The sequence below is a fragment of the Streptomyces sp. NPDC013317 genome (assembly GCF_055563155.1).
Genome location: NZ_JBVHDX010000011.1, coordinates 110,256 through 124,137 on the forward strand (window position 1 = coordinate 110,256; position 13,882 = coordinate 124,137).

Annotated in this window: 12 protein-coding genes; 6 read left to right on the forward strand and 6 right to left on the reverse strand. The window is 71.8% G+C overall.

The window, feature by feature from the left end:
- Nucleotides 1-100 precede the first annotated feature (100 nt).
- Together ACZ3IJ_RS26385 and ACZ3IJ_RS26390 are read left to right on the forward strand one after the other, a co-directional pair.
- On the forward strand, nt 101-574 hold the full coding sequence (locus ACZ3IJ_RS26385; RefSeq protein WP_467472084.1) for a VOC family protein: 474 nt from the start codon (nt 101-103) through the stop codon (nt 572-574).
- 110 nt (nt 575-684) lie between these two features.
- Nucleotides 685-1,356 carry a DUF4389 domain-containing protein gene (locus tag ACZ3IJ_RS26390; protein ID WP_467472086.1) on the forward strand — a complete coding sequence of 224 codons (672 nt, stop codon included), beginning with the start codon at nt 685-687 and terminating at the stop codon, nt 1,354-1,356.
- Between the two features lie 40 nt (nt 1,357-1,396).
- On the opposite strand, the gene ACZ3IJ_RS26395 is transcribed toward ACZ3IJ_RS26390, so the two are convergent.
- Complete coding sequence (locus ACZ3IJ_RS26395; RefSeq protein WP_467472088.1) at nt 1,397-1,984, reverse strand: hypothetical protein; 588 nt, start codon at nt 1,982-1,984, stop codon at nt 1,397-1,399.
- 149 nt (nt 1,985-2,133) lie between these two features.
- Between ACZ3IJ_RS26395 and ACZ3IJ_RS26400 the strand changes: the two genes are divergently transcribed.
- Nucleotides 2,134-4,266, forward strand: a complete 2,133-nt coding sequence (locus tag ACZ3IJ_RS26400; RefSeq protein ID WP_467472090.1) for an ATP-binding SpoIIE family protein phosphatase — start codon at nt 2,134-2,136, stop codon at nt 4,264-4,266.
- Nucleotides 4,267-4,290: 24 nt separating this feature from the next.
- Here ACZ3IJ_RS26400 and ACZ3IJ_RS26405 read toward each other — a convergent pair whose 3' ends face one another.
- Together ACZ3IJ_RS26405 and ACZ3IJ_RS26410 are read right to left on the reverse strand one after the other, a co-directional pair.
- Entirely contained in the window at nt 4,291-5,490 is a 1,200-nt protein-coding gene (locus ACZ3IJ_RS26405; protein WP_467472092.1) for a PP2C family protein-serine/threonine phosphatase, read from the reverse strand.
- Nucleotides 5,491-5,590: 100 nt separating this feature from the next.
- The gene (locus ACZ3IJ_RS26410) at nt 5,591-6,010 is read right to left on the reverse strand and encodes a YjbQ family protein (protein ID WP_391800663.1); all 420 of its coding nucleotides are present in this window, start codon (nt 6,008-6,010) and stop codon (nt 5,591-5,593) included.
- 94 nt (nt 6,011-6,104) lie between these two features.
- Here ACZ3IJ_RS26410 and ACZ3IJ_RS26415 point away from each other — a divergent pair, with 94 nt between their 5' ends.
- A complete protein-coding gene (locus ACZ3IJ_RS26415; RefSeq protein ID WP_467472095.1) occupies nt 6,105-7,211 on the forward strand; it encodes an FAD-dependent oxidoreductase in 1,107 nt (368 codons plus the stop codon).
- 1 nt (nt 7,212) lies between these two features.
- Here the strand turns inward: ACZ3IJ_RS26415 and mltG are convergent, their stop codons facing one another.
- From mltG to ACZ3IJ_RS26430, 3 genes are all read right to left on the reverse strand, one after another.
- The gene (gene mltG / locus ACZ3IJ_RS26420) at nt 7,213-8,085 is read right to left on the reverse strand and encodes an endolytic transglycosylase MltG (protein ID WP_467472096.1); all 873 of its coding nucleotides are present in this window, start codon (nt 8,083-8,085) and stop codon (nt 7,213-7,215) included.
- 114 nt (nt 8,086-8,199) lie between these two features.
- A complete protein-coding gene (locus tag ACZ3IJ_RS26425) occupies nt 8,200-8,343 on the reverse strand; it encodes a hypothetical protein (protein WP_467472098.1) in 144 nt (47 codons plus the stop codon).
- Nucleotides 8,344-8,405: 62 nt separating this feature from the next.
- A complete protein-coding gene (locus tag ACZ3IJ_RS26430) occupies nt 8,406-10,241 on the reverse strand; it encodes an ABC transporter ATP-binding protein (RefSeq protein ID WP_467472099.1) in 1,836 nt (611 codons plus the stop codon).
- Between the two features lie 95 nt (nt 10,242-10,336).
- Here ACZ3IJ_RS26430 and ACZ3IJ_RS26435 point away from each other — a divergent pair, with 95 nt between their 5' ends.
- A complete protein-coding gene (locus ACZ3IJ_RS26435; protein ID WP_467472101.1) occupies nt 10,337-10,780 on the forward strand; it encodes a MarR family winged helix-turn-helix transcriptional regulator in 444 nt (147 codons plus the stop codon).
- Between the two features lie 36 nt (nt 10,781-10,816).
- Nucleotides 10,817-13,744, forward strand: coding sequence for an FAD-binding and (Fe-S)-binding domain-containing protein (locus ACZ3IJ_RS26440; RefSeq protein WP_467472103.1), 2,928 nt, complete (start codon nt 10,817-10,819; stop codon nt 13,742-13,744).
- Nucleotides 13,745-13,882 lie beyond the last annotated feature (138 nt).

A 13,882-nucleotide genomic window follows, 5' to 3' on the forward strand; every position in this document is an offset into this window, starting at 1 on the left:
GGTGCGCGGATTCGGGCGGCGCCGGAGCGATGATTTCCGGGCCGCCCGACGGTCGTACCCGTAAGAGCCGCAGCGCACCCGACGAGACCAGGAGCCCGTGATGCCCAGGATCACCCCCAACCTCTGGTTCGACACGCAGAGCAAGGAGGCCGCGGAGTTCTACTGCTCGGTCTTCCCCAACTCGGAGATCAAGAGGATCTCCTACTACGGCGAGGCGGGACCCCGCGAGGCCGGAAGCGTGATGACCGTCGACTTCGTCCTGGACGGGAAGGACTTCACCGCGCTCAACGGCGGGCCCGACTTCACCTTCAACGAGGCGTTGTCCCTGCTCATCGACTGTGCGGACCAGGACGAGGTCGACCACTACTGGTCCAAGCTGTCCGAGGGCGGCGAGGAGGGCCCGTGCGGCTGGCTGAAGGACCGGTTCGGGGTGAGCTGGCAGGTCGTGCCGTCCGTCCTGGAGGAGCTCATCGCCGACCCGGACCAGGACCGCGCGCAGCGGGCGATGAAGGCGATGCTGGGCATGGGGAAACTCGACGTCGCCGCGTTGCTGGCCGCGGCGGACCAGTCCTGACCCGTACGGAACGGGGGGGCTCCCGGTGGGCCTGAGGGCTCCGGGTGGGCCGGCGGGCGGAAGGGCGCGATCATGGAGATGAGGGACGCTGACGCGAGGAAGTGACGATCATGGACGGCTCCCGGTCCTCCTACCCTCCGGTCACGGTGACCGCCCGGCTCGACACCCCGCTGTCGCGCTGGTTGTGGCTGGTCAAGTGGGTCCTGGTGATCCCCCACTGGATCGTCCTGATCTTCCTCTGGATCGGCTTCCTGCTGGTGACCGTGATCGCGTTCTTCGCGATCCTGTTCACCGAGCGCTATCCGCGGGCCCTGTTCGACTTCAATCTGGGGGTGCTGCGCTGGTCCTGGCGGGTGTCCTTCTACTCGTACAGCGCCCTGGCCACCGACCGGTACCCGCCCTTCAGCCTGGGCCCCGAGCCCGGCTACCCGGCACGGCTGGACATCGCGTACCCGCAGCGACTCTCGCGCGGGCTGGTCCTCGTCAAGTGGTGGCTGCTCGCCATCCCCCAGTACCTGATCGTCGCCTTCTTCGCCGGCGGAATGCGGGCAGGGTGGTGGAGCGGCGGCCTCACCGCCCTGCTGGCCCTGTTCGCGGCCGTCGCCCTGGCCTTCACCGGCCGGTACCCGCGGGATCTGTTCGTCCTGGTGGTCGGCCTGAACCGCTGGGTCCTGCGGGTGGCGGCCTACGCCTTCCTGATGACGGACGCCTACCCGCCGTTCCGGCTCGACCAGGGAGGCGAGGAGACCCCCGTCAGACCGTGGCCCGCCGAGGACCGCTGACCGGCCCTCTCGTGTACGGCGGCGGACGTGGACGTACGGCTCAGGAGTAGACGATCGGGCAGCCGCGGCGGATGGCGTGCTGGGCGGCGCGTAGGTACAGCGCGACGTAGAAGGCCGTGGCCAGGTCGTCGCTCCACGGCCCCGGGCGGGCCGCGGCCAGTTCCTTCGCCGCTCCGTCCTTGAACCACATCGTGAGGTCGAGGTTGTCGCACATCGAGGGGGTCTCGGCCGGGAGGGCGATGGCCGCCGCCAGTCTCTCCACGAGGGCCAGCACCTGGGGCGCGCCCGCGATCACGGTCGACTCCGTGTAGCCGGTCTCGACGGGGACCCGGATCTCCTCGTCCAGTGACAGCGGCAGCAGCACCGACCAGCCGCAGACCGTCTCGGTCTCCTCCGGTGTCAGGTGCGCCTCGCACAGGGCGCTGAAACCCTGCATGGGAGGGATCAGCTTCTCCTCGAAGGCCTGCCCCGAGCCGCGCACGAAGTCGACAGCCTCGGGCACGGAGAAATAGGGCGCCAGGCCCCTCTGCCGCAGTTCTCCGTTCAGTGCCGCGGCGACGTCGCCCCACCCGCCCTCGTCCTCACCGAACCACTCCTCCGCGTCGACACTGACCAGGTACATGCCCATGGTCCGCAACGTACAGCGCACCACTGACACCCGGCGGGCCCCGGACCGGTCGCGGTCGCCGACAGGGGCGGTTTCGGCTTCAACTTCCACCAGGTCCGGGGCTGCGGCGCCCGGTGGCATCCGTCCCCGCCCTTCCGCAGACTTTGCGTATGAGGGCCGATGCCGAGGCGTTCCTCCGTCGACTCGCCCGGGAGTTCCGACCACGGGCGGACCGCTCGGTCGATGTGATCCTGGTACGGCTCCAGGAAGAGCTTCCCGAGCTGTGGGAGCACGAGGATCTGGCCGCCATCGCGCTCAGTGAGACGGCCGCACACGTCATGACCTTCCTCGACGCCCTCGAGAACGGCCTGGACGCCACCCAGGCCGAGCCACCACCCGAGGGCCTCGAACTCGCCCGGACCTTCGCCCGGCGCGGACTCTCGCTCAGCACGCTGCTGCGCGCGTACCGGATCGGCCACATGAGCGTGCTCCAGCAGCTCCAGACGGAGGCGCTCCGGCTGACGAGGGACGCGGAGCTGGTCAACGCCGCCACGATCAGGATGACCGGGACGGCGTTCGCGTACGTCGACAGGGGCTCCGAGCAGGTGGTCGCCGCGTACCAGGAGGAGCGCGACCGGCGGCTGCGGCGGCGCCTCGCCCTGGCGGCGGAGGCCAGCCTGCGGATCGGCAGCACTCTCGACATGACCCGTACCGCGGAGGAGCTGGCGGAGGTCGGCACCGAGGACTTCGCCGACCTGGTCGTCGTCGATCTCCTGGAGGCGGCACCACTGCGCGAGGACACCCCGCCCCACCCGGCCGCGGAGGATCCGGTCCTGCGTCGCGTGGCGCAACTTCCGCCCCGGCACGGGTCGTTCGCCGTCTCCATCGGGCGGACTCACCACTTCCCGCCCGGTTCCGAGCCGGCGCGCGCGCTGGCCACGGGAACGCCCGCCCTGTGCGAGGTGAAGGGCACGTCGGCGTGGTGGACCCCGGAGGCGGGCGGCGACGCCGCCTTCCCCTCGGTCCTGCTGCTCCCGCTCCGGGCGCGCGGGAGCGTCCTCGGCCTCGTCCAGTTCTTCCGCGGCCCCGACGCGGCCCGGTTCGACGAGGACGACCTGCATCTCGCCCAGGAGATCGCCGCCCGCGCGGCGGTGTCGATCGACAACGCCCGCCAGTACACGCAGGAACGCCTGACCGCGCTCACCCTCCAGCGCAGCCTGCTCCCCCGGCACACGGCGGTGCAGTCGGCCGTCTGGGCGGCCTCGCGCTATCTGCCCAGCGGAGCGCGTGCGGGCGTCGGCGGCGACTGGTACGACGTCATCGCGCTGTCCGGTGCCCGTGTCGCGCTCGTCGTGGGCGACGTCGTCGGCCGCGGCCTGCACGCCGCCGCCACCATGGGCCGTCTCCGCATGGCGGTCCGGGCCTTCGCCGACATCGACCTGATGCCCGACGAACTCCTCACCCACCTCGACGACGTGGTCATCCGGATGCAGCGCGAGGAGGGCCGCGAGGACGGCGAACTCAGCGCCACCTGCCTGTACGCGGTGTACGACCCGGTCTCCCGCGTCTTCTCGCTTGCCAGCGCCGGACACGTGCCCCCGGCCGTGGCGCACCCTCCCGGCGCCGGCCCCGACGATCTCCCCGAGGTCCCCGACCTCGCCATCGGCCCGCCCCTGGGGATCGGTGGACTGCCCTTCGAGACCGTCCAGCTGACCCTGCCGGAGGGCAGCCTGCTGGCGCTGTACACCGACGGCCTCATCCAGAGCCGTACGTACGACGTGGACACGGCCCGCGCCGCGCTGGGCGACGCCCTCGCCGGAGCGCCGGAGGATCCCGAGGAGGTCTGCGACCGGCTGCTCGCCGCGCTGCTGCCCGAGCGCCCCGCGGACGACGTCGCCCTTCTCGTGGCCCGGACCCGCGCGCTCGACCCCGGCCACGTCGCCACCCTGGACGTCACCTCCGACCCGGCGGCCGTGGCCGGGGCCCGCGCCTTCACCGCCGAGCGGCTCGCCGACTGGGGTCTGGAGGAGCTGGCCTTCACCACGGAGCTCGCGGTCAGCGAGCTGGTGACGAACGCGATCCGGTACGGCAAGCCGCCCGTCCGGCTGCGGCTGATCCTCCAGTCCACCCTCACCTGCGAGGTCTTCGACGGCAGCAACACCGCGCCGCACCTGCGCCGTGCCCGGACCTCCGACGAGGGCGGCCGCGGACTGCTGCTCGTCGCCCAGCTGGCCGAGCGCTGGGGCACCCGGCAGGGCCGTGAGGGCAAGGTCATCTGGGCCGAGCAGGCCCTCCCGGCATAGCCGAGGCCGCCTTCCTCCCGCCGGCTAGGTGTCGGCGCCGGCATGGGCGTGGCGCTCGCCGTCGCGGGGGCCGTGCCAGTCGAGGCAGAGGACCGTGGCGTCGTCCTGGAGGTGGCCGCCGCAGGACTCGGTGACCGCCTCCGTCATGGCGCGCACCACCTCACGGGGATGCTCGTCCGCGGTCTGCAGGAGGAGGGCGGGCAGGTCGACGGCCTGTGCCCGGCGTTCCTGCATGCCGTCGGTGTAGAGGATGAGCCGGTCGCGGGGGCGCAGGTCCAGGTCCTGGACCCGGTACTGCCTCTGCGGGGTGATGCCGAACGGCAGATCCACCAGCGGACGGATCTCCTCCACTGTCCCGCCGCGCAGCCGGAGCGGCCACGGATGGCCCGCGTTGACGAAGTGCGCGCCGCCTCCGTCGAGTCCCACGCGGAAGAGCTGCCCGGTGACGAAGCTCCGGCCGTGCTTGTGAAGCGCGGCATTGGTCTCGTAGGCCTGCCGGGACAGATCCGCTCCGTCCCGGCGAGCGCGGCGCGAGGCGTTGACCGCCAGGGTGGCCATGAGGGCGGCCTGGACGTCATGGCCCATGGCGTCGGTCACCGACAGGTGCAGGGTGTCCTGATCGAGGGTGTAGTCGTAGGTGTCGCCGGCGATGGAGTCCGCGGGCACGAGGGAGCAGGCGAGGATGAATTCGGCCGCCTCGCAGGTGGGAGCGGAGGGCAGGAGCTGCCGCTGGATCTCGGCGGCCAGACTCAGCTGGGTGGTGCGCTGGCCGAAGTGGTAGAGGTCGGTGAAGCGGCGATCGGTGACGATCATGTACGCCAGCGCGTGCGCCGCCTCCTCCACCTGCTCCAGCACGTCCTTCGTGGCCTCGGACAGGGAGAGCTCCAGGATCCCGATGGTGTCCCCGCGGTTGGTGACCGGCGCCAGGACCCGCCGGCCGCTCCCCCGCTCGCGGGGCGCCCACACCGGCTTCTGGGTGCGCAGCACCTCGTCGTACACGCTGCCGGCCAGGGGAATCTGCTCGGCACCGCGCCCCTCCTCGGTGGTCGTGTGCTCGGTGACCCGTACGACGCGGTGGCCGAGGATGTCGACGAACAGAAAGGACACGTACCGCGCGCCGAACCGATCGTGCAGATGCCGTGAGACGACGTCGAGCGAGGCCATCGGTGCCGCGTCCTCGGCGGCGGAGAAGATGTCCGCCAGCCCTATCCGCTCGTGCGCCACAACGGCCACCTCCTCGGACCCATGATGCCCATGCACCGACACCGGCGACATCCGGGCGGCCGGAGAAGCCACGGACACGCCGGGCCTCCGGAAGGCCCCGTCAGCCCAGGAAGCTCAAGCGGACCTGGCGCTCCGGGTTGTCCTTGTTCGTGTCCACCAGGCAGATCGACTGCCAGGTGCCCAGTTCCAGACGTCCCGCGATCACCGGGAGCGTCACATGGGGTGGGACCAGGGCCGGGAGGACGTGGTCACGGCCGTGGCCCGGGGAGCCGTGGCGGTGCTGCCAGCGGTCGTCGGCCGGGAGGAGGTGGTGGAGCGCCGTCAGGAGGTCGCTGTCGCTACCCGCGCCCGTCTCGAGGATCGCCAGGCCGGCCGTGGCGTGGGGGACGAAGAGGTTCAGGAGGCCGTCGCTGCCCGGGGCCGTCTGCGTGAGGAAGTCCGTGCAGGCCTTGGTGAGGTCGGTGACCGTCTCCGTGCCGCCGGTGGTGAGCGTGAGCACGCGGGTGGTGAAGGTGGACATGAGGCCATCCTGCCGGTCCTGGGGCGGGATCGCGCCTCCACGCTCCGCCGGGCCTGTCGGGAAGAACCTCGGCCGCTCACCGGTTGGTGGAACCGTGAACGATTTCGGGGTGGAGAGCAGCGGGCAGGGCGTCCGGGACGTCGACGTGGTCGTGATCGGCGCCGGGCAGGCGGGGCTCTCCGCCGCATATCACCTGCGCCGCACGGGCCTCGTGCCCGATCGCGACGTCGTCGTCCTCGACCACGCCCCGCGCCCCGGCGGCGCGTGGCAGTTCCGCTGGCCCTCGCTCACGTACGACAAGGTCCACGGGATGCACGCGCTGCCCGGGATGGAGCTGGCCGGCGCGGACGGGCACCGGCCCTCGTCCGAGGTGATCGGCGAGTACTTCACGGCCTACGAGGAGCGTTTCGACCTGCGCGTTCACCGGCCGGTGGAGGTGAGCGCCGTCCGCGAGGGCGAGGGCGGGCGGCTGCTGGTGGAGACTTCGGAGGGGACGTACGCGACCCGTGCCCTGATCAACGCCACCGGCACCTGGGACCGGCCCTTCTGGCCGCGCTACCGGGGCCAGGAGACCTTCCGGGGCCGTCAGCTGCACACCGCGGACTACCCCGGCCCCGAGGAGTTCGCCGGCCTGCGGGTGATCGTGGTCGGGGGCGGGGCGTCGGGTACGCAGCATCTGATGGAGATCGCCGAGGTCGCGGCCGGGACGACCTGGGTGACGCGGCGCGAGCCCGTCTACCGCGAGGGGCCGTTCGGCGAGACACAGGGACGGGCGGCGGTCGCGCTGGTCGAGGAGCGGGTACGGCGCGGGCTGCCGCCGCAGAGCGTCGTCTCCGTCACCGGGCTCCCGCTCACCGACGCGATCCGCGGCGCACGGGAGCGCGGCGTCCTGGACCGCAACCCCATGTTCGACCGGATCACGCCGACCGGGGTGGCCTGGGCGGACGGCCGGACCGTCGACGCCGATGTGATCCTCTGGGCGACCGGCTTCCGTGCCGCCATCGACCATCTCGCGCCGCTCAGGCTCCGCGAGCCGGGTGGCGGCATCCGGGTGGAGGGCACGCGGGCGGTACGGGACGAGCGCGTCCACCTCGTGGGCTACGGCCCCTCGGCCTCGACGATCGGCGCCAACCGGGCCGGGCGCGCCGCCGCCACCGAGATCCGGCGCCTCCTGGAACGAGAGCCCGTCGCGGCCCGGTAACTCAGCCCGTCGCGGCCGCGCGGCGGTTGGCGTTGAACTCCTCTACGTTCGCCTGGTGTTCGGCGTAGTCGGCGGTGAACCGGGTGTCCCCCGGCTTCACCGTCACGAAGTACAGCCAGTCGCCCTCGGCGGGCTGGATCGCCGCCGCCATCGCCTGCTCGCCCGGGTTGCCGATCGGGGTCGGTGGCAGCCCCGGGCGCTCGTAGGTGTTGAACGGACTGTCGATCTTGGTGTCGGCGTGGGTGGTGTCGACGGTGGAGCGCCCCATGGCGTAGTTCAGTGTGGAGTCCATCTGGAGCGCCATGCCCTTGGCGAGCCGGTTGTAGACGACGCGGGCGACCTTGCCCATGTCCTCGCCGGTGTCGGCCTCCGCCTGCACGATGCTGGCGATGATCACCGTCTGGTGCACGCTCACCTTGTTGCGCTGGGCCCCGGCGGTGACATGGTCGGTGCCGAAGCGTTTCCCCGCCGTCCGGACCATGTACCGGAGCAGGCTCTCCGGGGTCGTCGCGGCGGCCACCGGGTACGTCGCCGGGAAGAGGTAACCCTCGGGGTTCCCCCGGGCGGCGGCCGGCAGCCCGAGGGCCGTGGCCGGGGCGTCCGCGACGTTGCGGGTGGTGCCCTCGGCGAGGCCGAGGGAGCGGTCGACCGCCGCGTACACCTGGCCCGCCCGCCAGCCTTCGGGGACGAGCAGGGTCCGCCGCTTCTCGGGTACGGGGACGGGCTGACGCCCGTCGTCGCCGCGCAGGAGCAGGGGGACGGCGATCGCCGCGGTCACGGCGAGGGCCGCACCGCTCAGGAGCAGGGCGAGCCGGCCGCGGCGGGTGAGCCGGGAGCGGCGACGGTGTGCGGGCTGCCAGGACCGGTGCGTCATGGGCGCACGCTAACCCGCGCCGCATCCGAAACCCGGGAGCCCGCACATGCGGCGGCGCCGCCGGCCCCCTGGGACGGGGAACCGACGGCGCCGCTCTCCTGCCGGGCGTGAGGGTCAGACGAGCCAGCCCAGGAAGTGGAAGACGCCGGCGAGCAGGTTGGTGATGACGTTCATGGTGGTGCGTTCTCCTTGTGCAGGTACAGCGTGGGACGTCTGTACGACATCCGCGGGACAGTGCGCGGTGACGTTCTGCAGCACGTCGCTTGCGCACCGTAATCATCTGCTGTCACACGGGAGTTGAGCAACGGAATCGGGAACGATCACACGTTCTGGGGAACAACCGATCCCGCGTTCGTGTGTTCGTCACGGCGCACGAGGGCCGCGTACCGGCCGTCGCGGGCGAGGAGTTCCTCGTGGGTGCCGCGCTCGGCGATCCGGCCGCCTTCGAGGACCATGATCTGGTCCGCGTCCCGGACGGTGGAGAGCCGGTGGGCGATGGTGATGGTGGTCCGTCCGGCGGAGAGGGCGTCTATCGCCTGCTGCACCGCGTGTTCGGTACGGGTGTCCAGCGCGCTGGTCGCCTCGTCGAGGATGAGCACCGGCGGGTCGCGCAGGATGGTCCGGGCGATGGCGAGGCGCTGCTTCTCGCCGCCCGAGAAGCGGTAGCCGCGCTCGCCGACGAGGGTGTCGTACCCCTCGGGCAGGCCGGCGATGTGGTCGTCGATCTGCGCGGCGCGGGCGGCGGCGCGGATCTCCTCGTCCGTGGCGTCGGGCTTGGCGAAGCGCAGGTTGTCGGCGACGGAGGCGTGGAAGAGGTACGTCTCCTGGGACACCACGCCGACGGCCCGGGCGAGGCTGTCGAAGTCGAGGTCGCGGACGTCGACGCCGTCGATCAGGACCCTGCCGCCGGTCACGTCGTAGAGCCGGGGCACCAGATAGCTGAGCGTGGACTTGCCGGACCCGGTCGGTCCGACGACGGCGAGGCTGCCGCCGGCCGGGACGGTCAGGTCGATGGAATCGAGCGTCGGACGGCCGGGACCCTCGGGGTCGTAGCGGAAGTCGACGTTCTCGAACGTCACCTCGCCGCTGATCTTCTCCAGGCGGACCGGGTCCGCGGGCTCGGTGATGTCGACGGGGAGGTCGAGGTACTCGAAGATCCGCTGGAAGAGGGCGAGGGAGGTCTGCATCTGGACGCCGGTGGACAGCAGGCTCACGGCCGGCCGGAACAGGCCCTGCTGGAGCGAGACGAAGGCGACGAGGGTGCCCAGCGAGATGGCCGGGCCTCCGGCCTGGAGGGCGAAGCCCGCGGCCCAGTAGATCAGCGCGGGCATGGCGGCCATGACGATGCCGATCGTCGACATCCGCCAGCGTCCGGCCATGGAGGAGCGCACTTCGAGGTCGACGAGGCGCTCGGACTCCTCGGCGAAGGACGTGGTCAGCGAGTCGGAGCGGCCCATGGTGCGGCCGAGCAGGATGCCGCTGACGGAGAGCGACTCGGTGACGGTCGCGGCCATGACGGCCATCTGCTTCTGCCGCTGCGTGGTGATCTTCTTGCGCTCACGGCCGACGCGGCGGCTGATCCAGACGAAGAGCGGCAGGAGGAGCAGCGAGACGACGGTGAGCCGCCAGTCGAGCGCGAGCATCGCCACGACGGTGGCGACCACGGCGGTGAGGTTCGAGACGAGGGAGGTGGCGGTCGAGGTGACCGTCGCCTGCATGCCGCCGATGTCGTTGGCGATCCGGGACTGGACCTCGCCCGTGCGCGTCCGGGTGAAGAACGCGAGCGGCATCCGCTGCAGCTGGGCGTAGACCGCGGTCCGCAGATCGTGCATGACCCGCTGGCCGACGGTGGTGGAGATGAGGGTCTGGAGCACGCCGAAGACGCTCGTCATGACGGCGGTGACGATCATGCCGAGGGCCAGCAGGCTCAGCAGCCCGGTACGGCCCTGCGGGATCGCGGTGTCGAGGATCTCCTTGAGAAGGAACGGCGACGCCACCGTCACCAGGGACGAGGCGCCGACGAGCAGGCCGACGACGGCGAGCCGGCCGCGATAGGGCCGGAAGAGCCGCAGGATGCGCCGCGTCTGGGCGGGCTCCTTCGGCTGCGCGGGATCGCGCGGTGGGGGTGTCCATTCGGACTCTTCGTGGTGACGCATGGGCTCCTACGAGGGGTGTGAGCAGTCAAGTCGATCAGAGCATAGCTCATTGTTACCTATACTCACAATGAACAAGGTCCTGATATCGTTCCCCCATGAACACGCCCGACGCCGACGGCCTTCTCGCCGAGCAGCTGCTGCGCCTCACCCGACGGCTGCAGCGCAGCCAGAAGCGGCTGCTCGAGCCGGTCGGCATCACCCCCGCGCAGTCCCGGCTGCTGCGCACGGTCGCACACTACGAGCACCCGCCCCGGATGGCCGATCTCGCCGAGCGCCTGGAGGTCGTCCCCCGCGCGGTCACGAGTCTCGTGGACGGTCTGGAGGCCGCCGGACGGGTACGCCGCGTCCCCGATCCGACGAACCGACGGGTGGTCAGGATCGAGCTCACCGACGACGGACGGGAGACGCTCCGCGCGTTGCGGAGCGCGCGCAGGACCGCCGCAGAGGACATCCTTGCTCCATTGACCGTCGATCAGCGCGAGGTGCTCGGAGGTCTGCTGTCCGCTCTGGTCGACCACGTACCGGAGCGCCGCTGCTGACCGCGCGGGCACCAGGGCGCCGAGGGGAGCCGTGACATGCCACTGCTGGAGCCGAACCCACGGGCCCTGCGCGCCGGTACGAAGCGGACTCCGGCCCCCGACCGGGTCCCCGCGCTGCAGTCCCGGGGAACGCCGCGCCTGCTGCGGGAGGAGCTGGTCGCGCTCCTCGGCCCCGAGAAGGTCCTCTCGAAGATCTCCGATCTGGTGCGGTACGCCTCCGACGCGAGCCCCTACCGCTTCGTGCCGCAGGTCGTGGTGGTCGCCCAGGACATCGACGACATCTCCGCCGTCCTCTCCTTCGCCCACGGCAAGGGCCGCGAGGTCGTCTTCCGGGCGGCGGGGACGAGCCTGAACGGGCAGGCGCAGGGGGAGGACATCCTCGTCGACGTACGCCGACACTGGGCGGGGGTCGAGGTCCTCGACGACGGCGCACGCGCCCGGATCCGCCCCGGCACCACGGTCGCCCGCGCCAACGCCGCCCTCGCCCGTCACGGCCGGATCCTCGGGCCCGACCCCGCGAGCGCCGTCGCCTGCACCATCGGCGGCGTCGTCGCCAACAACGCCTCGGGCATGACGGCCGGGACGACCAGGAACTCGTACCGCACGGTCGCCTCCCTCACGTTCGTGCTGCCGAGCGGCACCGTCGTCGACACCGGCGACCCGGCCGCCGACGAGGAGCTCGCGCGCGCCGATCCCCGGCTGTGCGCCGGGCTGATGGCCCTGAAGGCGGAGATCGAGGCCGACCCGGAACTGGTCGCCCGGATCCGCGCCAAGTACGCCATCAAGAACACCAACGGCTACCGCCTGGACGCCTTCCTCGACGGTGACACGCCGGTCCGGATCCTGCGCGGCCTCATGGTCGGCTCGGAGGGGACGTTCGGCTTCATCTCGGAGGTCGTCTTCGACACGCTGCCGCTGGAGCGGCGCGTCTCCACGGCGCTGCTGTTCTTCCCCTCGCTGCCGGCCGCGGCCGCCGCCGTGCCGCGTTTCAACGAGGCGGGAGCCGTCGCGGTCGAGCTGATGGACGGCAACACGCTGCGCGCCTCGGTCAGCGTCTCCGGGGTCCCCGCCGACTGGGCGGAACTGCCCGGTCGGACGGCGGCGCTGCTCGTGGAGTTCCGCGCCGCGGACCCCGCCGCGCAGGAGGCGTACGAGCGGGCGGCCGCCGAGGTCCTGGCGGGGCTCGAACTCGTCGCACCGGTCGCCTCGGTGGAGAACGCGTTCACCCGCGACCCGGGCACGATCGCCGGGTACTGGAAGGCCCGCAAGGCGTTCGTGACGGCGGTGGGCGGCTCACGCCCGTCCGGTACGACGCTGATCACCGAGGACTTCGCCGTGCCGCCGGACCGGCTCGCCGAGGCCTGCGCCGACCTGCTCGACCTGCAGTCACGGCACGGATTCGACGCGGCCGTCGCCGGTCACGCCGCACACGGCAACCTGCACTTCCTGCTGGCCTTCGACGCCGGCGACCCGCAGGACGTGGCGCGGTACGCCGCGTTCATGGACGAGTTCTGCAAGCTGACGGTGGAGCGGTACGACGGCTCGCTCAAGGCCGAGCACGCCACCGGACGCAACATCGCCCCCTTCCTGGAGCTGGAGTGGGGCGCGACGGCGACGGAACTGATGTGGCGGACCAAGGAGGTCATCGACCCCGACGGGGTGCTCGCGCCACGGATCGTCCTGGACCGCGATCCGCAGGCCCATCTCCGCGGTCTCAAGACGATCCCGAGGGTGGAGCCGATCGCCGACCCGTGCATCGAGTGCGGCTTCTGCGAACCGACGTGCCCCAGCCAGGACCTGACGACGACTCCGCGCCAGCGCATCGTCCTGCGCCGGGAGATGATGCGGCAGAGCGACGGATCCGCGGTGGAGGCGAGCCTGCTGGACGCCTACGGCTACGACGCCGTGGACACCTGCGCAGGCGACTCGACCTGCAAGCTGGCCTGCCCGGTCGGGATCGACACCGGGGCGCTGATGAAGGAGTTCCGCCATCAGCGGCACTCGCCGCGCGAGGAGCGGATCGCCGCCCTCGCGGCCAGGAACTTCCGTGCCGTGGAGGCCTCGGCGCGCCTCGCCGTCGCTGCGGCCGACCGGATCGGCGACCGCGTCCTGGGTGCGGTGACGGGAGCGGCGCGCAAGGCGGTGCGGCCCGATCTCGTACCGGAGTGGGTGCCGGAGATCCCGGGCGCGGCGGCCCGCCGTCTTCCCCGTACGCACCGCCCGGCGGCGGTGGCCGTCTACTACCCGGCCTGTGTGAACCGGATCTTCGGAGCGCCCAAGGGCGTGCGGGGGCCGTCGCTTCCCGACGCGATGGTGGCTCTCTCCGGCCGGGCGGGCCGGCCGGTGTGGATCCCGGACGACGTGGCCGGCACGTGCTGCGCCACGATCTGGCACTCGAAGGGGTACGAGCGCGGCAACGAGGTGATGGCCAACCGGATCGTCGAGGCGGCCTGGGGCTGGACGGCGGGCGGGCGGCTGCCCCTGGTGGTGGACGCGTCCTCCTGCACGCTCGGGATCGCGCACGAGGTGGTGCCCTATCTCATCGACGAAAACCGGGAGTTGCACGCCGAGCTGACGGTCGTCGACTCGCTCGTGTGGGCGGCGGACGAGCTGCTGCCCCGGCTCGATGTGCGTCGCACGGTGGGCTCGGCCGTGGTGCATCCGACCTGTTCCATGCGGCATCTGGGGGACGAGGAGCACCTGACGGCGCTGGCGAGGGCCTGCGCCGAGGAGGTCGTCGTACCCGCCGACGCGGGCTGCTGCGCCTTCGCGGGAGACCGCGGCATGCTTCATCCGGAGCTGACGGATTCGGCCACCGCGCGGGAGGCCGCGGAGGTGACGGCGCGTCCGTTCGACGTCCATGTGTCGGCCAATCGGATGTGCGAGATCGGCATGGAACGGGCGACGGGCCGGAGCTACCAGTCGGTGCTCCTGGCGCTGGAGCGGGCGACACGGCCTGCGTGACGCGATTCTGACGCGCCGTCCGGCCTGACGAGGGTCCCTTACCCCATGTGGGTGAGGGACCCTCGTCGTCCGCATGGTCCGGCGATCCGGAATGGAAGAGTCCAACTACCCGTCACAAGAATCCAATACGCGCCCTTG

What these genes read in the sequence shown, in the direction of transcription:
- ACZ3IJ_RS26435 (WP_467472101.1), top strand. Translation starts at nt 10,337, where the DNA reads ATGAACACGCCCGACGCCGACGGCCTTCTCGCCGAGCAGCTGCTGCGC.
- ACZ3IJ_RS26410 (WP_391800663.1), bottom strand. Translation starts at nt 6,010, where the DNA reads ATGTCCACCTTCACCACCCGCGTGCTCACGCTCACCACCGGCGGCACG.
- ACZ3IJ_RS26385 (WP_467472084.1), top strand. Translation starts at nt 101, where the DNA reads ATGCCCAGGATCACCCCCAACCTCTGGTTCGACACGCAGAGCAAGGAG.
- mltG (WP_467472096.1), bottom strand. Translation starts at nt 8,085, where the DNA reads ATGACGCACCGGTCCTGGCAGCCCGCACACCGTCGCCGCTCCCGGCTC.
- ACZ3IJ_RS26400 (WP_467472090.1), top strand. Translation starts at nt 2,134, where the DNA reads ATGAGGGCCGATGCCGAGGCGTTCCTCCGTCGACTCGCCCGGGAGTTC.
- ACZ3IJ_RS26430 (WP_467472099.1), bottom strand. Translation starts at nt 10,241, where the DNA reads ATGCGTCACCACGAAGAGTCCGAATGGACACCCCCACCGCGCGATCCC.
- ACZ3IJ_RS26440 (WP_467472103.1), top strand. Translation starts at nt 10,817, where the DNA reads ATGCCACTGCTGGAGCCGAACCCACGGGCCCTGCGCGCCGGTACGAAG.
- ACZ3IJ_RS26390 (WP_467472086.1), top strand. Translation starts at nt 685, where the DNA reads ATGGACGGCTCCCGGTCCTCCTACCCTCCGGTCACGGTGACCGCCCGG.
- ACZ3IJ_RS26395 (WP_467472088.1), bottom strand. Translation starts at nt 1,984, where the DNA reads ATGGGCATGTACCTGGTCAGTGTCGACGCGGAGGAGTGGTTCGGTGAG.